The 20961-nt window shown below is 45.3% G+C and carries 21 protein-coding genes; 6 read left to right on the top strand and 15 right to left on the bottom strand.

Annotated elements, in window-relative coordinates; genetic code table 11:
• Positions 1-14 precede the first annotated feature (14 nt).
• Complete coding sequence (gene barA / locus AWH66_RS14470) at positions 15-2834, top strand: two-component sensor histidine kinase BarA (RefSeq protein WP_063605878.1); 2820 nt, start codon at positions 15-17, stop codon at positions 2832-2834.
• Positions 2835-2849: 15 nt separating this feature from the next.
• On the opposite strand, the gene acpS is transcribed toward barA, so the two are convergent.
• The 11 genes from acpS to rpoE all read right to left on the bottom strand — a co-directional run bounded on the left by acpS (position 2850) and on the right by rpoE (position 11991).
• Complete coding sequence (gene acpS / locus AWH66_RS14475) at positions 2850-3230, bottom strand: holo-ACP synthase (protein ID WP_063605877.1); 381 nt, start codon at positions 3228-3230, stop codon at positions 2850-2852.
• A gap of 6 nt (positions 3231-3236) precedes the next feature.
• Positions 3237-3971, bottom strand: a complete 735-nt coding sequence (pdxJ, locus tag AWH66_RS14480; RefSeq protein WP_063605876.1) for a pyridoxine 5'-phosphate synthase — start codon at positions 3969-3971, stop codon at positions 3237-3239.
• A gap of 17 nt (positions 3972-3988) precedes the next feature.
• The gene (recO, locus tag AWH66_RS14485; protein ID WP_063605875.1) at positions 3989-4693 is read right to left on the bottom strand and encodes a DNA repair protein RecO; all 705 of its coding nucleotides are present in this window, start codon (positions 4691-4693) and stop codon (positions 3989-3991) included.
• Between the two features lie 60 nt (positions 4694-4753).
• A complete protein-coding gene (gene era, locus AWH66_RS14490) occupies positions 4754-5743 on the bottom strand; it encodes a GTPase Era (RefSeq protein WP_006075279.1) in 990 nt (329 codons plus the stop codon).
• A complete protein-coding gene (gene rnc, locus AWH66_RS14495) occupies positions 5736-6413 on the bottom strand; it encodes a ribonuclease III (RefSeq protein WP_006075278.1) in 678 nt (225 codons plus the stop codon). Before rnc ends, era begins: the two co-directional genes overlap by 8 nt.
• Positions 6414-6423: 10 nt before the next feature.
• On the bottom strand, positions 6424-7320 hold the full coding sequence (lepB, locus tag AWH66_RS14500) for a signal peptidase I (protein ID WP_031493910.1): 897 nt from the start codon (positions 7318-7320) through the stop codon (positions 6424-6426).
• A gap of 101 nt (positions 7321-7421) precedes the next feature.
• Positions 7422-9215, bottom strand: a complete 1794-nt coding sequence (gene lepA, locus AWH66_RS14505; protein ID WP_038228976.1) for a translation elongation factor 4 — start codon at positions 9213-9215, stop codon at positions 7422-7424.
• Positions 9216-9339: 124 nt separating this feature from the next.
• Complete coding sequence (locus AWH66_RS14510; RefSeq protein ID WP_063605874.1) at positions 9340-9810, bottom strand: SoxR reducing system RseC family protein; 471 nt, start codon at positions 9808-9810, stop codon at positions 9340-9342.
• A complete protein-coding gene (rseB, locus tag AWH66_RS14515; RefSeq protein WP_063605873.1) occupies positions 9807-10787 on the bottom strand; it encodes a sigma-E factor regulatory protein RseB in 981 nt (326 codons plus the stop codon). Before rseB ends, AWH66_RS14510 begins: the two co-directional genes overlap by 4 nt.
• Positions 10784-11386 carry an RseA family anti-sigma factor gene (locus tag AWH66_RS14520; protein WP_038228972.1) on the bottom strand — a complete coding sequence of 201 codons (603 nt, stop codon included), beginning with the start codon at positions 11384-11386 and terminating at the stop codon, positions 10784-10786. The genes rseB and AWH66_RS14520 overlap by 4 nt, the downstream gene beginning before the upstream one ends.
• 26 nt (positions 11387-11412) lie before the next feature.
• Positions 11413-11991: an RNA polymerase sigma factor RpoE gene (rpoE, locus tag AWH66_RS14525; RefSeq protein ID WP_038228970.1), complete on the bottom strand. Its 579-nt coding sequence runs from the start codon at positions 11989-11991 to the stop codon at positions 11413-11415.
• A gap of 372 nt (positions 11992-12363) precedes the next feature.
• On the opposite strand from rpoE, the gene nadB reads away from it, so the two are divergent.
• Positions 12364-13986 (top strand): L-aspartate oxidase, encoded by a 1623-nt coding sequence (gene nadB, locus AWH66_RS14530; RefSeq protein ID WP_063605872.1) that lies wholly within the window; start codon positions 12364-12366, stop codon positions 13984-13986.
• Positions 13987-14426: 440 nt separating this feature from the next.
• On the opposite strand, the gene AWH66_RS14535 is transcribed toward nadB, so the two are convergent.
• Positions 14427-14687 (bottom strand): FAD assembly factor SdhE, encoded by a 261-nt coding sequence (locus AWH66_RS14535; RefSeq protein WP_006075514.1) that lies wholly within the window; start codon positions 14685-14687, stop codon positions 14427-14429.
• A 178-nt stretch (positions 14688-14865) separates the two neighbouring features.
• Here AWH66_RS14535 and ygfZ point away from each other — a divergent pair, with 178 nt between their 5' ends.
• The 3 genes from ygfZ (at position 14866) to AWH66_RS14550 (ending at position 17196) form a co-directional block, all read left to right on the top strand.
• Positions 14866-15831, top strand: coding sequence for a tRNA-modifying protein YgfZ (ygfZ, locus tag AWH66_RS14540; RefSeq protein WP_063605871.1), 966 nt, complete (start codon positions 14866-14868; stop codon positions 15829-15831).
• A gap of 9 nt (positions 15832-15840) precedes the next feature.
• Entirely contained in the window at positions 15841-16305 is a 465-nt protein-coding gene (locus AWH66_RS14545; RefSeq protein WP_063605870.1) for an aminoacyl-tRNA deacylase, read from the top strand.
• Positions 16306-16989: 684 nt separating this feature from the next.
• The gene (locus AWH66_RS14550) at positions 16990-17196 is read left to right on the top strand and encodes a DUF1107 domain-containing protein (RefSeq protein ID WP_006075511.1); all 207 of its coding nucleotides are present in this window, start codon (positions 16990-16992) and stop codon (positions 17194-17196) included.
• Positions 17197-17326: 130 nt separating this feature from the next.
• On the opposite strand, the gene AWH66_RS14555 is transcribed toward AWH66_RS14550, so the two are convergent.
• From AWH66_RS14555 to AWH66_RS14565, 3 genes are read right to left on the bottom strand one after another with little or no spacing between them, the layout of a single operon-like run.
• On the bottom strand, positions 17327-18547 hold the full coding sequence (locus AWH66_RS14555; protein WP_031494012.1) for an FAD-dependent 2-octaprenylphenol hydroxylase: 1221 nt from the start codon (positions 18545-18547) through the stop codon (positions 17327-17329).
• A 9-nt stretch (positions 18548-18556) separates the two neighbouring features.
• Positions 18557-19750, bottom strand: a complete 1194-nt coding sequence (gene ubiH, locus AWH66_RS14560; RefSeq protein WP_083400043.1) for a 2-octaprenyl-6-methoxyphenyl hydroxylase — start codon at positions 19748-19750, stop codon at positions 18557-18559.
• 32 nt (positions 19751-19782) lie between these two features.
• Positions 19783-20364 carry a YecA/YgfB family protein gene (locus AWH66_RS14565; RefSeq protein ID WP_063605869.1) on the bottom strand — a complete coding sequence of 194 codons (582 nt, stop codon included), beginning with the start codon at positions 20362-20364 and terminating at the stop codon, positions 19783-19785.
• Positions 20365-20649: 285 nt separating this feature from the next.
• Between AWH66_RS14565 and AWH66_RS14570 the strand changes: the two genes are divergently transcribed.
• Positions 20650-20961 carry a cell division protein ZapA gene (locus tag AWH66_RS14570; RefSeq protein ID WP_031494009.1) on the top strand — a complete coding sequence of 104 codons (312 nt, stop codon included), beginning with the start codon at positions 20650-20652 and terminating at the stop codon, positions 20959-20961.

Below are 20961 nucleotides of genomic sequence, written 5' to 3' on the forward strand. Positions count from 1 at the left end.
GACTTCGAATTAAAATGACAAGATACGGCCTGCGCGCTCGCGTAATCACATTGACTTTGGCACCGACCTTAATTATCGGTCTCCTTTTGAGTGCCTTCTTCTCTTACAATCGCTACCACGACCTAGAATCACAAGTACTTAACGCCGGCTCTAGCATTATTGAACCGCTGGCGATTGCCAGTGAACAAGGTCTTATCAACCAAAGTCGTGAATCGGTTAGACGCCTGATTAGTTACGCCCACCGTAAGAATTCTAAATTCGTTCGCAGTATTGCGGTATTCGATGCTTCTCATGAGCTGTTTGTAACCTCAAACTTTCATCCCAACTTTGATACGTTAACCTACCCGAAAGATCAGCCGATTCCTTTTTTAAGCTCCTACGAAATTCACGACAATACGTTAATTTTGAGAGCCCCTATTCTAGCTGAAAGTCAGCTGGTATCAGATACGCGAGAATTGACCTCAACCAATAAGACGCTCGGTTACATCGCTGTAGAGCTCGACCTTTCTTCACTGCGTTTACAACAATATCAGGAAGTCTTCTCTGCGATTCTGGTCCTTGTTCTTGGTCTTATCCTATCGGGAATCTTTGCCTACCGTTTGATGTACGATGTGACGCGTCCAATTTCTCACATGAAAAACATGGTAGACCGTATTCGTCGTGGTCACTTGGATGTTCGTATCGAAGGTAAAATGCACGGCGAACTGGACTCGTTGAAAAATGGTATCAATGCCATGGCAGTCTCGCTGTCCGAATATCATGTGGAAATGCAGCACAGTATCGACCAAGCAACGTCCGATCTACGTGAGACATTAGAACAGCTTGAAATTCAAAACGTTGAATTGGATATCGCCAAAAAGCGTGCGCAAGAAGCGGCACGAGTGAAGTCAGAATTCCTTGCTAACATGTCTCATGAGCTAAGAACCCCACTTAATGGTGTAATTGGTTTTACTCGTCAGATGCTGAAAACTCAGCTGACCAACAGTCAAACAGACTATCTGCAAACCATTGAGAAATCCGCAAATAACCTGCTTAACATCATCAATGACATTTTAGACTTCTCCAAACTCGAAGCCGGTAAACTGGCACTTGAGAATATTCCGTTTGAATTCCAAGACAGTCTTGAGGAAGTTGTCGCCCTTCAAGCAACCAGTGCCCATGAAAAAGGCTTGGAACTAACCTTAAAAGTTGACTCAAAAATTCCAAGCGGCCTTGTTGGTGACCCACTTCGTATTCAACAGATTTTGACCAACCTTGTGGGTAACTCCATCAAGTTTACTGAGCGTGGCAACATTGATATCAGCGTTGAACTCAAATCTCAGAAAGAAGACCGTGTTGAACTGCAGTTTATGGTTCGCGATACCGGTATTGGTATCTCAGAGCGACAACAAGCGCAGTTATTCCAAGCCTTCAGTCAAGCGGACGCCAGTATCTCTCGACGTTATGGCGGTACTGGACTTGGTTTGGTTATTACCCAAAAGCTAGTTGGACAAATGGGCGGGGAAATTAGCTTAACCAGTCGCCTGCACCAAGGTTCAACATTCTGGTTTACGGTTAAACTGAACTCTACAGATATTCCAATGATCGACCTTATCGATCCTGCGGTCATCCATAACAAGCGACTACTCCTGATTGAACCAAATATGCAAGCGGCATCGGTATTACAACAGACCCTTACTAATGAAGGGGTTATGGTGACCTATCGCTCAACGTTGCCAGATAAAGTGGAAGCGTTCGACTACATCATTTTGTGTTTGCCTACCAATGAAGAAGTGCCATTGACGGTGATTGAAAGTTGGATCACCCGTTGTCAGGAAGCTACATCAAACATCATCATCGGTACTGCCAGCACCCAGCTCGCCCTATCTGACTACCTGATGCAAACCCATCAAGTACAGTGCTTAACCAAACCATTATCACGTAAGAAGTTGCTGCAATCGTTAGTGGAAAAACAGCCAGCAATACTCGCACCTGTTATGGAAGTTGAGTCTACCGAGAAGCGCGCACTTACCGTAATGGCAGTGGATGATAACCCTGCCAACCTCAAGCTCATTACAGCATTATTGTCGGAGCGTGTTGAGAGCGTGATCTCTTGCACCAACGGCCAAGTATCGGTTGAGAAAGCCCAAGAGCAGCACTTTGATATGGTATTTATGGACATTCAAATGCCTCATATGGATGGGGTTACTGCCTGCAAATTAATTAAAGAGACCCAGCAGAACAGCCAGACGCCTGTCGTCGCCGTCACTGCCCACGCAATGACGGGTGAACGAGACCGACTTTTATCCGAAGGAATGGACGATTACCTCACCAAACCTATCGATGAAAAAATGTTGTTGCAAGTACTCAACAAATGGGTACCAGTTCGCAATCATGACACTGATGCCAGCTTAGATTTCGTTGCTCCAAATGAAGTGGACATAACATCTGATGAGCCAAGCATCCAGCCTAAAGCGGAAACGGAAACTAATTTGGTGATCGATTGGGGATCGGCACTCAAACAAGCCGCTAACAAAGAAGACTTAGCCGTCGATATGCTGCAAATGTTAGTGGACTTTATCCCTGAAGTGTATGCACTTTCAGAGCAAGTGTTGGACACTGATTTCGATGATAAGGAACAGGTTATCCATCTAATCCACAAATTGCATGGCAGTTGCTCTTATTGCGGCGTGCCTAGACTTAAGTCTATCTGCGCTACCATAGAGAAAGCCTTGCGTGCTGGCGACAGCATAGAAGATATTGAACCAGAGCTCTTTGAACTGCAAGATGAAATGGAAAAAGTGCTAAAGACGTCTGAGCTTTACTTGAAAGGAAATAGAGAACCTAACGACTAGGTTAGGTTCTATCGTTTAGCTTTCGAAGATGACGGTAGCGACAGCGTAGTGACGCTCGTCAGAGATAGACAAATGATTGGATGTTACACCCATTGAAGCCGCAATTTCTGCGGCTTTTTTTGTCAGAGTGAGTATCGGCTTACCGTTGTCGTCATTAGAGACTTCAAAATCTTGGAAAGTCACACCATGAGCAATACCAGTCCCCAACGCCTTTGATGCCGCCTCTTTTACAGCAAAGCGCTTAGCAAGAAAGCGACCTTGCTGTTTCAACTGCTGAAACTGAGCCAACTCATTATCGGTCAAAATACGCTGCGCAAACGCCTCGCCTGAACGCGCTAAGGCTTTCTCAACACGTTCGATTTCTGCAATATCGGTACCTAGACCTTGAATTGCCACGATTCATTAACCTCGACGAGCCGATTCCATGACCGCTTTCATATCTGCAACGGCTTTATGTAGGCCATCGAATACCGCGCGGCCAATGATAGAGTGGCCAATGTTTAATTCATAAATCTCAGGCAATGCCGCAATAGGTGCGACGTTGTGGTAAGTCAAACCGTGACCAGCATTCACTGTGATGCCGATATCCGCAGCGTAGCTTGCGCCTGCCGCGATTTTTTTCAGCTCGTCTTGCTGATCTTCTTCAGTTTCTGCATCCGCATAATGACCAGTATGCAATTCAACGAATGGTGCACCTGCTGCTTTAGCTGCATCAATCTGCTCACGGTCGGCATCAATAAATAGCGACACTTTAATGCCTGCTGCAGACAACTTCTCCGTTGCCGCTTTGATTTTTTCAAGCTGACCTTTTACATCTAACCCACCTTCGGTAGTCAGCTCTTCACGTTTCTCAGGTACTAAGCAGACAAACTCAGGTTTGGTTTTGAGGGCAATATCGATCATCTCGTCAGTGACGGCCATCTCTAGGTTCATGCGCGTTTGTAGTGTCTCACGCAAAATGCGTACATCACGGTCTAGGATGTGGCGACGGTCTTCACGAAGGTGAATGGTAATACCGTCAGCACCGGCACGCTCGGCAATCTCTGCCGCATGAACTGGATCTGGATACTTAGTACCGCGCGCATTACGTAGCGTAGCGATATGGTCAATATTGATACCTAAAAGGATAGAACTCATCGATGTTTACTCCATGGTCAGAGCTGTTTCAGTCTCGGAAGAAACAACTCCCTGCTTTTTAATGGTTTCCCGCCAAGATACGGCTTTAATGCTATGCGTGTAAAGCGTTTTGCCGCCTGTAACTGTGTTTTACTGTTAAAACGTCGCTCACTGATGGCAATCAATTCCTCACCGAGAAAGGTGAGATTGTCTTTACGCACACTGGCAATGAACCCCTTTTGCTCTCGATAACGATAAGTCATCGTTGGATCAATAGGTTCACCTGTTCCGGCACAGTGAAGGAAGTCTACACCGTATCCCATTGCAGAAAGGAGAGCGAGTTCAAATCGCCGTAAAGCGGGCTCAGGATTGGTATTGTGAGCCAGTTCTGTTAAAGCTTGAAGATAGTCATGAAATAAAGCGGGAAACGGGATTTCACTGGCGAGAACACGGGCAATGAGTTCGTTCACATACATAGCTGAGTAAAGGTTGATACCAGATAAAGGTAACCCAAGGCTGATGGCTTCAGCTTGACGAAGGGTCTTCATGGAACCGCCGCCGGACCATTTTAACAGGAGAGGGGTAAAAGGTTGCAGCGCCCCTTTAAGGTTGGAGCGCTTACTTCTAGCACCTTTAGACAAAAGCGTAACTCGACCATACTCTTCACTGAATACGTCAAGAATAAGACTCGACTCACTGTAGGGTCTTCGATGCAAAACAAAACAGCGTTGTAATCCATCCATAACTTTATCTTGTCTAAGGTCTCGGAGCAGGACGCTCAGCGTCCTCGCTACCTAATAGTATTATTTGTTTTCGATATCGTCGATATAGCCCAATGAACGCAGAGCACGTTCATCATCAGCCCAGCCCGATTTCACTTTTACCCAAGTCTCAAGGTAAACCTTACGATCGAACAGCTCTTCCATGTCTAGACGAGCTTCACGGCCAATCGTCTTGATCTTTTCGCCGCCTTTACCAATAACCATTTTCTTCTGGCCGTTACGCTCAACAAGAATCAAAGCATTGATATGGAAGCCATCAGTGTCTGGGTTGTAATCAAAACGCTCAATCTCAACCGTCACTGAATAAGGCAGTTCATCACCCGTAAAACGCATGAGTTTTTCGCGCAGGATTTCTGACGCCATAAAACGCTGAGAACGGTCCGTGACATACTCTTCAGGGAAATGGTGTACCGCTTCAGGTAGATGTTCACGTACATGCTTACGAAGCACATCTGTGTTCTTACCATGTTTGGCAGAAATAGGCACGACATCCACGAAGTCCATCTTCTTCGACAGCTCATGCATATGCAGCATTACGTCGTTACGATCTTTCACGTTATCGACTTTGTTCATACATAGGATGACTGGGAAGTCTGACTTACGCAGCTTATTCAGTACCATTTCGTCATCGTCAGTCCAGTGAGTGCCATCAACCAGGAATAACACCAGGTTCACATCACTCAATGAGCTATTAGCCGCACGATTCATCAAACGGTTGATCGCTCGCTTCTCTTCAATATGTAGCCCTGGCGTATCCACATAAATCGCTTGGTAATCCCCATCGGTATCGACACCCATAATACGGTGACGAGTGGTTTGCGGTTTACGTGATGTGATGGAAATCTTTTGCCCTAAAATATGATTTAGCAGCGTTGATTTACCTACATTGGGACGACCAACAATCGCAACAAAACCACAGTGTTGGTTTTCTGCGCTGGTTGTCGCTTCGCCAGATGATGCAAAGTATGCATCAATATCGAACTCTTGTTCAGACTCAGGTTTATCAGACATTGGTCACTTTCTCTAAAGCCAGTTCCGCAGCCGCTTGTTCTGCCTTGCGGCGACTGGTGCCTCGACCGATAACAGGTTCATCCACACCTGCCACTTCACAGGAAACGGTAAACTCTTGGTTATGCGCTTCCCCTTTAATATTAGTCACTGTATAGACTGGTAGTGGTTTTCTTCGACCTTGTAAGAACTCTTGTAAGCGAGTTTTTGGATCTTTTTGAGAAACCCCTGGCTTAATTGCTTCTAAGCGAGTCATATACCAGCTCAATACAATTTTACGAACCATCTCTACATCGCTGTCGAGATAAATCGCGCCAATGATCGCTTCAACGGCATCCGCTAAAATTGAGTCACGACGGAAACCACCGCTCTTCAATTCGCCTGGACCTAATTTTAAGTAATCTCCCAAGACAAACTCGCGCCCTAGCTCAGCCAGAGTATTCCCTCTCACTAAGGTGGCACGCATTCGACTCATATCCCCTTCATTCACTTTAGGAAAGCGGTGATAAAGATCGTCAGCGATGACAAAACTTAAAATTGAATCGCCCAGAAATTCTAGTCGTTCATTATGGTTACCATTGGCGCTGCGGTGAGTCAGCGCCAACATGAGCAGCTCGCTATCATTGAAATGATAGCCGAGCTTTTTTTCTAATCGTTCAATAGAAGAATTCATGCTCTCTCGTTCAGTCTATTCCACCGATGCGATTAAATCTTACACCGGTTGGGATCCATGTAGGCAGAATGCTATCTGCGCCACGTTCAAATTCAAAACTAATCCAAATACCAACAGCTTTGCCCACTAAGTTACCTTCTGGTACAAATCCCCAGTAGCGGCTGTCAGCACTGTTATCGCGGTTATCACCCATTACAAAGTAATGACCTTCTGGAACCACCCATTCATTCACTCCGTTACGTGGTTGATACTGGTCAACACGGTCACGACGCAAAGGGTTAACCAAGATTTGGTGTTCCACTTTACCCAGCTTTTCATCCATCTGAATAAGAGGGATACCATTTTGTACAAATGGGCTATCTTCCACATTGGATAGCTTCACCGGTTTACACGTCGATGTACCTTTGGTTTGGATGCAAATATCCTTACGCGCGCTATATCGAACCGTATCACCTGGTAAGCCAACAACACGCTTGATGTAGTCGATGCTTGGCTGAGGTGGGTATTTAAATACCACAATATCGCCACGCTCTGGTTTACCGGTTTCCACTAGCTGAGTGCGCCATACTGGATCTTTTAGACCATAAGCATACTTCTCAACCAAGATGAAGTCGCCAACCAAGAGCGTCGGCATCATCGAACCAGATGGAATTTGGAACGGTTCATAAATGAATGAACGCAATACCAAAACAAAGGCGATAACAGGGAAAATAGAAACACTGTTCTCAACAAACCATGATGGGGCAACAGCTTTGTTTGCGGTTGCTTCATCGATTTGGGTAGCTTGAGCTTGGATATCCGCGAGCTTTTGCTCACGTTTTTTTCTCAATACGAGCTTATCCAGCACCCAAACGACACCTGTCACTAACGTCACGATGACGAGGATCAATGAGAAGGTATTTGCCATTTCATTCCCTTAATTTTCGTATCTATAAAAATAACGAAAGTGAAAGCACCACAACGGCACTTTCACTTCAAACTTAAATTATGTCGTCGTAAAACAAAGAATTAGTCTTTGCCAACATGCAGAATCGCAAGAAACGCTTCTTGTGGCAGCTCGACGTTACCGATCTGCTTCATACGTTTCTTACCTTCTTTCTGTTTCTTCAACAGCTTCTTCTTACGACTAACGTCACCACCGTAACATTTTGCAATTACGTTTTTACGTAGCTGCTTAACGGTAGAACGCGCGATGATGTGGTTACCAATTGCCGCTTGAATCGCAATATCAAACATCTGGCGAGGGATAAACTCTTTCATCTTCTCAACAAGCTGACGACCACGAGTTTGTGATTGGTCTTTGTGAGTGATGATCGCCAATGCGTCAACCGTGTCACCGTTTAGCAACACATCAACACGAACCATGTTTGATGCTTCAAAACGTTGGAAGTTGTAGTCTAACGATGCGTATCCACGAGACGTTGATTTTAGACGATCGAAAAAGTCTAAAACTACCTCAGCCATAGGAATGTCATACGTCACCGCAACTTGATTACCGTGATAAACCATGTCCACTTGCATACCACGTTTCTCAACGCATAATGTAATGACGTTACCTAAGTAATCAGACGGCACTAGGATATTACAGCGCGCGATTGGCTCACGAATCTCTTCAATATCATTAATAGCCGGTAGCTTAGCTGGACTATCCACGTAGTGAAGTGAACCGTCGGTTTTCTCTACTTCGTAGACTACGGTAGGAGCTGTTGTAATCAGATCCAAATCGTATTCACGCTCTAGACGCTCTTGGATAATTTCCATGTGTAGCATACCCAAGAAGCCACAACGGAAACCAAAACCAAGTGCTGCTGAGCTCTCTGGCTCATAGAATAGAGATGCGTCGTTTAGACTTAGCTTACCAAGTGCATCACGGAAGTTCTCATAATCGTCAGAGGAGACTGGGAACAGGCCTGCATAAACCTGTGGTTTCACTTTTTGAAAACCAGGCAACGCTTGTTCACAACCGTTTTTCGCGGTAGTCAGCGTATCACCTACTGGTGCACCTAGAATGTCTTTAATACCACAAACAACCCAACCTACTTCACCAGTGTTGAGCTCTGTCGTATCGATCTGTTTTGGTGTGAAGATACCTAAACGGTCTACACCCCAAACTTGACCAGTACTCATCACTTTGATCTTGTCGTTTTTCTTCAGTTTACCGTTTTTAATACGAACCAAAGAAACTACGCCAAGGTAGTTATCGAACCAAGAGTCAATAATCAGTGCTTGAAGTGGCGCTTCTGGATCGCCTTCTGGCGCAGGAATCGCTTTGACGATTTCTTCTAGAACATCGTCAACACCAAGGCCTGTTTTTGCTGAACAACGCACTGCTTCCATTGCGTCGATACCAACAATTTCTTCGATCTCTTCAGCGACACGCTCTGGTTCCGCGGCTGGCAGGTCGATTTTGTTCAATACAGGAACAACTTCTAGCTCCATTTCAATGGCTGTGTAGCAGTTCGCCAGCGTTTGTGCTTCCACACCCTGACCTGCATCAACAACAAGAAGCGCACCTTCACAAGCGGCTAGAGAACGAGATACTTCATACGAGAAGTCTACGTGCCCTGGAGTATCGATAAAGTTTAGCTGATAGGTTTCCCCATCTTTCGCCGTGTAATCCAGAGTAACACTCTGAGCTTTGATGGTAATACCGCGCTCACGCTCTAGGTCCATAGAATCAAGAACCTGGGCCGCCATTTCACGGTCGCTTAAGCCGCCGCAAACCTGGATCAAACGGTCCGACAAGGTTGATTTACCATGGTCGATGTGGGCGATAATCGAAAAGTTACGAATGTGCTTCATAGATTTGATGTAGCTAAACTCTTAAACAAAAAGGAATAGAAAATGCGGAAAAAACGCGCATTTCAATTAAGTTGGCAGATTCTACCCAATTTCGATGCGGTTCGCACCTTATTTAGACAATGGGCTAGAGAATCGACTCACCAAGCACTCTAACCAACTTCACTTGCTGGAAAGATGCTTGCTCCATTGGGGTAACCCACTTTTTGGCTAACCTAAAGCCAATAAAAGCAAAACACGCTGAAGTCAGTATGACCACCAGCTCACCAGCACTCAATAATGGCGCTAACCACATTTGCCCCACAATAGCTCCAATGAACAAAAACAGCAGTGGTAATAGGTAAATCAACGCTGCGGATTGCAGTAAGCTCTTTTCTGGAAACGCGATTTCAACCACATCACCTGCCTTTACAGGTTTAGACGTAGCAAGTTGCCAATGAAGCTGTTTCTTACCCACTGCTTTACTAACAATACCAGTTCCACAACTACTCTTTGACTGACAGGAGCTACAACTGGTTTGCTGATCACAGCTTAGTTCAACTTGGAGCTGGTGACCTTGGGGTTCAACCGAGGTCACCGTCGCGAGTGCGGTCATCATGGGGTAATGCCTTCATCTGCCTTATTTACTTTGTTAAGTGTAACAGATTGTGCAATACGCTGCGCTGTGGCGGGAGGGATGTCGCCAACGACTGAAATTTGTTTGTCATTAAGAACAATGCTATGAACCGTACGTCGACCTTGGCGGATCAACTGACCTTTTAGAGAATTACTATCACGATCAGAGATATAGACCGAAAAGCTAAACAAACCGTCAGTGAACATTTGGCTCTCAACCACATCTTCAGTTGCTAGCATACGGTAGCGATTAAGATCCTTAGGTTGAAAACCATTGGGAACCCAACCCACATGCCAAAATGTTTGCTCAAGATTACCTTTCGGTAGTGATAGAACCGCCGGAAGCTGCACGTCATCAAGCGAGCTCAACATCGTGGCAATATGATCATTCACCGCATATGAAATTACACGATACTGCTCTAAAATTTCACCGTCACGATCCAATAGATCAGCACGTAATGGAAGCTTGCTCTTTTCATCCACCCACAATACATATGAGTAACGCAGTCCATCTTTTGGAACGACTCTAAATACTTGTGTTGGCGCTCCCGCTTCACGAGCACGGCCTACTCGAACGTAATCATAGTATTCGCTCAGCTGCTTTACATCGCTGTTGAGTAAAGGCATTAATGGGGCCACCATCTTGCCAGATTCAATCGTAAACGGATCGACTCCCGGTTCGATATAACTGACTTCATTACCACGTCGAATCACTTCTCTTACTGGACCACTAAGATAAACAAGATGGGCTAATTGTTGAGTGTCGCTCTTCGCGTGTCGGTAAAGTAACGGCTCTATGCTGTTCTTTTTGATAAGGATATAGGACAGTTCATAATTCAATTGCTGGCTGGCCTCGTTCATTTGATGCAACAAAGCCTCCGCAGAAGACTCTTCTTCTGCAAAGGCTTGAGTACCAAATAAACTGAACAGCAATAATGAACTGGTCAGAAATTTTTTCATTCAATTACCGATTCTGTATCAGCAGAGTGCGAAGCATTATCTTCGCTGTTTAGTCTTAGCTGTAACTCGTAATCTTGCAGTAATGCGTTGATACGACGACGCTGCTCTTGCACGTTGACACTTTCGTTCGAGCTTTTCGCAACCGAATCACGTGTCAAGCTAACTGGCTCAGCACTGCCCGCAAACGGAATAGTCTGCAAAACAGGTAATTGCTCAGCTTCAGGTTGTGCTGGATCTTGGCCTGAGTACTGCTGTACTCCTAAAATAACTGCTAAAGACACACACGCCGCTACCGCTACTTGACCAAACTGCGTTATCCAGGCTGGTAACAAGCGCTTCGCTTGTGAAGGCGTAGGTTGTGACTCGATCGGCATTACGATATCACTCGTATGCGCTGGCTCATTTTCGAGCGCAGACGCCACACTTTCAGCAATATTCCAATCTAAACTTTGTGGCTCATCGCCACGCATGACATCACCAATAAGATGATAATTATGCCAAGTTTCTTTGCTCTCCTGATCTTTCTCCAACGCTTCAATAAGCGCGTCATCGATCAGGTCTCCATCCATGAATGCTGAAAGCTTCTGTTTGTCAGCCATTATATTCACCATAGTTGTAACTAGTTTTAGCGTTGAAGAAGAGGCTTAATCTTCTTCTCTACCGCTTCACGAGCACGGAAGATACGCGAACGTACCGTTCCTACTGGGCAATCCATTACTTCTGCAATTTCTTCGTAGCTCAAACCATCAAGCTCACGAAGCGTCATTGCAGTCTTCAAATCTTCAGGTAACGCTTCAATTGCAGCGAAAACAGTTCGCTTCAATTCATTCGACAACGTTAAGTTCTCTGGGTTCGAAATTTCTTTCAAAGCGTTACCGGCTTCAAAAAATTCGGCATCTTCTGCATCAACATCGCTGGCTGGCGGCCTTCGGCTCTGTGCCACAATGTGATTTTTTGCGGTGTTCACTGCTATGCGATACAACCAAGTATAAAAGGCACTCTCACCTCTAAACGTCGGGATCGCACGATACGCCTTTATAAACGCTTCTTGGGCGATATCCGCTACATCACCCGAATTGCTCACGTATCTTGATATGAGATTGCAAACCTTGTTTTGATAGCGCAAAACCAATAGGTTAAATGCTTGTTTATCTCCACTTTGAACGCGCTCAATCAACACCTGATCGGTCGGCTGCTCGTTCATGCGAGCGTTCACTCCTATTCGTTATTACCCTTACCTTCACAGATATGAGTATTAATTATGCATATTGTAGTCTTGACACCACCGCTAACATGAGCACTATTGTGACTCTAGGCAGATAGGAAAGTTCAAAACTTTCTCAGTTTTTTTGTCATTAATCATTCACAATGTGATTTGGCGTCAACTACAATGTTGTCAATTTACAAGAATGGATTACTTAGCTCCTTAACACAATCGATTTTTCAACGTGTTATCTCGGGTAGGTAATCCTTGATGCAAGTGCCCTTCGCCAGCTGTCTATTCAGCTTCCTATCGTGCACTTTTATCTAGGTAGAGTGATTTTACTCTACGATAGGTCAGGATTTTAAAGTAATTATGAACACAAACCGAGAGCATCTTTGTGATGTTTTAGTCATAGGAAGTGGCGCCGCAGGTTTATCGTTGGCTTTACGAGTCGCCGAACGCGCTAAAGTTATCGTATTAAGTAAAGGCCCAAGAAGTGAAGGGGCGACCTACTACGCCCAGGGTGGCATTGCTGCGGTATTCGATGAGACAGACAGCATTGAGTCTCACGTTAACGATACCAATATCGCTGGAGCCGGGCTTTGTGAGCAAGACACCGTTCAGTTTATCGCAGAGAATGCGAAAGAGTGCGTGCAATGGTTGATCGATGGTGGTGTTCCTTTTGACCAAGTAGAAACCGCCAAAGATGAGGAACCTCGCTATCACCTCACTCGTGAAGGTGGTCATAGCCATCGTAGAATTCTACACGCCGCCGATGCCACAGGCATGGCAATGCAGACCACCCTGCAAGATAACGTTAATAGCCATCCTAATATCGAAATCTTCGAACGCTACAACGCACTAGACCTTATTACTGAAGACAAGGTTGGTGGTGATAAAGACAAAGTGGTTGGTGCCTATATTTGGAACCGCAATAAAGAGCACGTTGAAACGGTACGCGCTAAGTTTGTTGTCTTAGCCACAGGTGGTGCATCGAAAGTGTATCAGTACACCTCCAACCCAGATGTCTCCTCTGGTGACGGTATCGCTATGGCTTGGCGTTCAGGCTGTCGTGTTGCTAACTTAGAATTCAACCAATTCCACCCAACTTGTCTATTCCACCCTGACGCGCGAAACTTCCTGTTAACGGAAGCCTTACGTGGTGAAGGCGCTTACTTAAAACGCCCTGATGGAACGCGTTTTATGCCCGATTTCGATGAGCGTGAAGAACTTGCTCCTCGTGATGTTGTGGCTCGCGCGATCGACTTCGAAATGAAGCGTCTCGGTGCAGATTGCATGTACTTGGATATCAGCCATAAACCTGAAGAGTTTATTATTAAACACTTCCCAACCATCCATATGCGCCTGCAAGACCTTGGCATCGATATGACGAAGGAGCCAATTCCAATCGTTCCGGCCGCTCACTATACCTGCGGTGGTGTTATGGTGGATAAGTCTGGTAAAACAGACCTTGAACAGTTGTACGCCATTGGTGAGGTGAGTTATACCGGACTTCACGGTGCGAACCGTATGGCATCAAACTCTCTACTTGAATGCGTGGTCTATGCTTGGGCTGCAGCCAATGACATTCTGGAAAAATTCGACGATGCAGCTCTGGTTGATGGCCTCCCTGCTTGGGATGAAAGCCAAGTTAGCTGTTCTGATGAAGAAGTCATTATTCAACATAACTGGCACGAACTACGCCTATTTATGTGGGATTACATGGGTATCGTGCGCACAGACAAACGACTAGAGCGAGCTCTTCGTCGTATTCAAATGTTGCAACAAGAAACGCATGAGTACTACAGCAATTTCAAAGTGTCGAATAACTTACTTGAGCTTCGTAACTTACTGCAAGTTGCAGAGTTGATGGTGAGATGCGCAATGCAACGCAAAGAAAGTCGCGGACTGCACTATACGCTCGACTACCCTGATGTGTTAGAAAATAGCGGACCAACGATACTATCCCCTCAGGACCAAGCTCCAACGGTCTAATCTGGCTACCTATTTCGTGACCATGATATCGAAGCAGTCGCTAACGTGACTGCTTTTTTATTACCAAAATCAAACGACGATACGCCGACTCATCACAACTATCCCGCCAAATTAAGCGCCAGCCATTGTCTTGATCATAAATTCCTATGAGCCAGTAGCGAAAAGCAAGAAAGTAACGGGGGAAGCTAAGCTCGGTATTATTTAATGTGACCAAAGATGACTTCAGGATTAATTGGCCATTTAAGGCAGGATGCAACCAGTAAGTCCGACCGAATATAGCGATGACGTAAAGTGTGAGTAAAAGCGGAGCGGACGACGCGATGCAAGTTGCCAATAATAGAATAGTAAGTGAACTATTAATAATCGCAGCGAGACATGAGGGATGAATCTGCAGGTAGGCATTATCTAGCGCATCCTTACCTGCATAACTTGAAAAGAGCTTAGCGGACCTTGCTGAGGTTATGAGCAACGATTTTATCAACCATAGAGGCGTGTCCTAAGTTTTCACTGCGACCATGGCCCATTACCCAAGTAAATAAATCTGGATCGTCACACTCTAACAGAGAGACAAAGTCTTTCTGTTCTTGATCGTTGAGAGTGTCAAAGCACTCCTCAAAGAACGGCATAATCACTACGTCCAGTTCTAACATACCCCGACGACATGCCCACTTAATTCGAGCTTTTTCTTCACTAGAGTACATTCCATTCTCCATCTACAACTAATATCGGCCGAGTGTAACAAGCAAGTTTATCGCCCACCACTGTCTGCATCACACAAACTCTACTTTCATCACAAGATTTCGTGCAACAACATTCAGCTGACAAAATCCATCCTGACGATTAACATGGGTGATATGTTTACCGACGAGACCAAGAACTATGGATTGGCAACCAAACACTCAGGCAATTGAAATCACACCTACCACAGAACTACCCGATTTGTTGTTTACCAAACTGAATCGTTGGGGCGCTCTCGAAATGACCGGCGACGATCGCAAGTCTTACCTTCAAGGTCAGGTAACCTGTGATGTGGTTTCGCTGGAGCAGAATCAATCAACCTTTGGAGCGCATTGTGATGCTAAAGGTAAAGTGTGGAGTGCTTTTAGGCTGTGTCACATAGAGAACGGTTACGCCATGATTCAACCTCAATCGGCACTAGAGAAAGAACTGACGGAACTCAAGAAATATGCCGTTTTTTCTAAGGTAGAACTCATTATTAGCACCAAACCACTTATCGGTGTGATGGGGGCAAGCGCTCAACAATGGATTGATCAACAATTCCCAACCTCTGGTGCCGTGCGCCAAAACAAAGGTAGTACCGCGATTCAAATTAATGATGAGCGTTGGATGTTGTTCGTTAATGGCGACCTGCAATCATCGCTTTCCTCTGATTCTGAGTTACTTTGGGTCGCGGAATCACTATGGACCAAGTTCGATATTGAGCAAGGCCTACCTATCTTAGAAGCAGAGCAACAAAATCAACACATACCTCAAGCCTTGAATTTACAAGCACTAGATGGAATCAGCTTTAGTAAAGGCTGCTACACAGGTCAAGAGACCGTCGCAAGAGCGAAATATCGTGGCATCAACAAACGCATGCTGGCAAATGTGAGAGGTTTACTAGCTTCTCCACTTAGTGATGGCGACGTTATTGACATTGAGCGTTCAGTGGGAGAGAACTGGCGTAAGGCCGGAGAGGTGCTGGCACATTACCAATACAGCAATGGCGAATTCGTTGCCGCTATGGTTATTGCCAACAATCTCGATGAAGATTCTCAGTTCCGTTTAGCTTCTCAACCAGATAGTCGTTTGAGCCTGGAACTGCCACCTTACCCACTCGACTAAGAGTAAGGGATGATTGAAACACGCATAACTGCCTATCTGGATGAACGTGATATTCCCTATAGAGTCCTGATGCAATCGCGTGAGGCAGTATCCATTGAGGATGCTGCCAAATTGCGTGGTATCGAAACTCACAAGATGGTCAAAACCTTGTTACTGCGAGATATGGATAACCAACTTGCTCTTGCCTGCTGTCAGGGCAACAAGCAAGTAGATCCGAAAAAAGTGCGCGCTTTATTGAATACTCGTCGAATGACTTGTGTTTCCAGTGAACAAGTTGAAGCTCTTACAGGCTTTGCTATTGGCACTGTCACTCCCTTGTTGTTAAAAACCCACATGCCTATCATTTTTGATAATGAATTAAAGCAAAACACCTTAGTCACCATCAGTAGTGGGCAACGTATTGCGGGCCTTGAGATCGCACTCAATGATCTCGTCGCTCACTGTTCACCCCAATGGTCGAATATCACTCGCTAGCGGTTTCCGTAACCAATCGATGCAAACAAATGTCGCTTTAGACCATAAAATCGTGAAATGGATCTAATTTAACACTCAGACATAGTGAGAATTTATACATTTTTTAAGCATAAATAGTCATCTGTGTTTTTTTGGGTTATTGTACATATTGTCACCAGCTAGCACTTCAAGGCTACTGGTGGTCACACTAGAGTGAATCTCTGCTCAGGCAGTAACTCCACTTTTGTGTAATGCATCTGTGACATTTGGCCCGCTATGCGGGCTTTTTTTTTGAGTTCAATTGCTACCTTTCACACGGTTTCTCCCCTCAATGTCTGGGTTTTGTAAAAGAGTGTGTCCTCGTGACAACTTTTTCTGATTTGGTCGGTCTACATATACGTACCTATTAATAATTAGCCAATGGAACATACAGGGTGATGATTGCAGAGCGAATAAAAAGCTCGATTCATACCACTGTCATACTAAGCTATTCAAATAGAGCAAAAATCGAGAATGGAAGACCCCAATCGAGGCTTTTGTGCTAGATATCACGGAGATATCGTGACATCGCGATGGAATTGCAAAATGCTCCACAAAACGCTCACTTGGTTGTAACAGCACGCTCGTAAAGCCCGTGCTATCACACATTTAGATTAGGGTTTTAACTATAATTCGTTCGCTAGGTAACATTATAAGGAAGGCTAAATGAGACTGTTTAAGCGCTATACACCAGGTATGATTGCTAAACACGTGAGTCGACTATTCAGAGGCAGAATCTATATTTATGGTTTAGGCGGGTTTGAGTTTGATAACGGTAAGTTGATTATCCCTGAACGCGCTGAAAAGCGTCATTTCCAAGCGGTAAAAGAGATAAACCAAGAGGTTATGAAACTCCGCTGCGCATACGCATGAAGAACATTACAATAGAATAACGATAACAACCCTACGCTAAATCTAAGCCCACCAAGATGGGCAACAACTACAACCATCTAAAAGGGGCAGCCAAGCTGCCCCTTTTTAGTCTTTATCTTTAACGCCATGGTTAACTTTGACTGACTTCTGTCTTTGCTAGTTCTGGTAAGTGACCCCTCATCCCCAAAGCACGGCTCATAATTTCTTGCTTCGCGCCAGGCAGTTGGCCTACCAAGCTCATACCGATACCGCGAATAAGTTTCTTCGCAGGATTATCACCTTCAAACAGGTCTTTAAAGCCTTGCATGGCAGCAATCATTTTAGCTGCCTCCGCTTTACGCCAACGTTCATATTCACGTAGATTACGCTTGCGGCCAATATCTTTTCCTGCGCGCCATAACTTGAATATTTCTTGTGACAGGCTGGCAGCATCAAGTAAGCCAAGGTTAACGCCTTGTCCTGCGAGTGGGTGGATGGTGTGTGCAGCATCACCAACAAGCGCAACTCGTTCAGTAACAAAGTCACGTGCATAACGCATCTTCAAAGGGAAAACTCGTCGCTCAGACTTCACATGGCAAAGACCTAATCGGCTATCAAACTCAGCGGTCAGCGCTTTGTTGAATTCGGCTTCCGACATTTTAGCAAGTTTCTCAGCTCGCTGCGGCTCGGTTGACCAAACGATAGAACATAGACTGCGGTCATCTAATGGTAGAAATGCAAGCGGCCCTTGCGGGGTAAACACTTGTCTCGCGACACAATCATGAAAGTCATCAACCGAGATATTCGCAACCAGGGCACTGTGTCCATAATCCCAATGAGTAAGTGGGATATCTTGCTGCTTTCTCACCCATGAGTTGGCACCATCTGCACCTACGACCAATTTGCTAGTAAATGACTGTCCATTATCTAACGTCATCCACACTTCACTTTCACCTACAGCCATTGACTGGCAACGATGTGGCATAAAGAGCGTCACGTTATTTTGTCCTTCAACTTGCTCTAGCAAAGCTAACTGAATGACACGATTTTCAACGATATGGCCAAGGTCTGGTTGAGACATCTGACTGGCAGAGAACTCAATACGAGCAAAACTGTCCTGCTCCCATACTTCCATAGCGTAATAAGGAGCACAGCGATGTTTCTGAATCGCATCCCATGCGCCGAGGTTTTTCAAGATGGTCTCACTGGCACGGCTTAACGCCGAGACACGAATATCTGGGTCTCCTGAAATATCTTTGTCTGGAGTATTCCCTTCCACGACTGCGATTCGCAGATCGGTGTCTTTAAGTGCGCGGGCGAGAGCAAGGCCCACCATTCCGCCACCTATGATGGCTAAGTCAAAACTTTGCATATCTCTGTACTACCTATTCACAACTCCAAGTGCTCGATTAAAAATCGGCGACTTAAGCTGTGGAAAATTATCCATTAGCCCTAAACCTACATTTCGGCCTAATCGAAGAGCAAAAAAGTCATTTGAAAATATGTGTACTAGCCCAGACGTCATGGTGATCGTCAGCTCTCTATCCTGCTGGCGATTACTTTGGAATCTAATTAGATTAGCGTACTCACCTACATCTTGAAGGCTTTCAAGCAACGAATCGACCAAAGTCGCAATATCGCGAATCCCAAGGTTAAAGCCTTGCCCTGCAATAGGGTGCAGCGTCTGAGCAGCATTGCCGACAGCAGCGACTCGATGTTTAACGATTTGAGGTCGATGACGCAGCAAAAGTGGGTAGCTGGCAACCGCCCCTACCTTAGTAAAACGACCTAAACGCCAACCGAATTCTTGTTGAAGAAGGGACAAAAAGTCAGTGTCAGTGAGTTTCACTATTTGCTGCGCACGCTCCGGAGGCATACACCATACTAATGAACTTCGCTCATCAGACATGGGCAACAAGGCCAACGGGCCATGTTCAGTGAAACGCTCGAAGGCGCGACCGTTAGGATCTTCACCGGTTTTGACGTTAGCGATGACCGCAACCTGTCCAAAATCATGACTCAGTTGCTCCAAACCTACAGCTTGACAACTCTTGGAGTCCGCTCCATCAGCAGCCACAAGAAGTTTTGTTTCAAGCACACTGACGCTGCCAGATTCATCTTTGACTGAGACAGCAGCATGATGCTGGTGTTGAACCACATCCTCTACCGAGCAAGGGCAAAGGAAATCAATATTCGGGCTGCTAGTGAGTTTTTGATTAAATCGGCGTCCTACTTCCGCAAGTTCTACCACATAGCCCATTGCCTTTAACCCTTCTTTCGCCGCACGGAAGTCAGTCATGGCAGCATGTCCGCGATCTGAGACATGAATATGATTAATAGGTGTGGCATGGTCTTGAATCAACGACCACAACTGATATTGCTTGAGAATCTCTACGGTCCCATGGGAAAGAGCAATAGAACGGGCGTCGAAGCCGGGGTGCGACTGACTGTCCGAAAGAAATGGTTCGATAACAGCAATCTTCAACGCATGATTACTGCAGTAGTCGAGAGCCATAGCCAGAGTCGCCCCTGCCATTGCTCCTCCTGCAATTACAACATCATACTTATTTGACACTGTCTTTCTCCTTGATAAGACGGACGACCTAATTAGTGAATGGTCGGTGTTTCTGACGGTTTACTTGGTTTTACGCCAAACTCAGCATGAATGGTCAATGCACACGCTTTTACGTGCTCGATAACCTGCTCTAACAGCTGAGCTTGTTCTTCTAGGTCATCATCTTCATCAATGCCCAGTCTTGCGATTTCTTCCAAATCAGCAAGCGCTTCTTTGGTATCAGCAGATGCCTTTTTCAGCGGCGCATTAATTAAGCCAAGTCCGGAAATAAAGTGGTTTACCCATTCACTTAAACCATCGGCAATTTCAAAGACACTTGCTTCAACCTCTTCTCCAGGAATAAACAATGAAAGCTCAAACCCCTGTTCTGCCGTCAGTTCTTTGATTGAAAAAGCGAGTAGAGATTTCGCCGTCGCCAAATTGGATTGCGGCCAACCCATACCATCATTGGTGTAATCGAAAATAAGTGGCTGCCAGCTGTCATCGTTCAGCCCCAATCCACCACTTACCATCCCCACGAGCAAGCCATGAAGTTCCGCTGGCGATACCGCCAATCCCGCTTGTTGCAGCTCAGTGGCAATCGTAATGTAATTAGGTAGTGTTGTTTCACTCATAGCAATACTCGTTTCAATGAATTAGCACCATGTTTATGAATAAGCTCGCTATTCATAACATAGATTTTTGAATCTGACCTGCAATGCTATCACTTCCCACCTCCGGCGAAAACGCCATCCCACACGTTTCTGAGTAGCTTTTGTGCGAATTGTCGATTTCGTGTGTTGTTAGCCACGCAATTGGCACCGACACTACAGAAAAGCTTGAATCTTAATGCTCGTTTACCTATAGTTTCTTCCTCAACATTACCTAATGTGGTGATACTTAAAAGAGTTCTTGTCATTATGGAAAATCAAGCTGTCGAAGTCGAAATCTTGGGAAAACTGACACGGGTGAATTGCCCCCCAGATCAGAGAGAAACTCTGATTAAAGCAGCCCAAGACCTAGATAATCGATTGCAAGAGATGTCCCAAAGGACTAAAGTAACCAACGAGCTTAAACTGCTTACCATTGCTGCGTTGAACATGTCGTATGAACTCAATAATCGTAGCGATGAGTCACAACAAGAAGTGGCACAAATGAACGAGCGTATGGAACAGCTCGCCGCATCTCTAGAAGATGCAATTAGTAAAGTAAAGCAAGGACAGCAAACCTAA

It is taken from the genome of Vibrio barjaei, from assembly GCF_001639065.2.
Taxonomy (GTDB): domain Bacteria; phylum Pseudomonadota; class Gammaproteobacteria; order Enterobacterales; family Vibrionaceae; genus Vibrio; species Vibrio barjaei.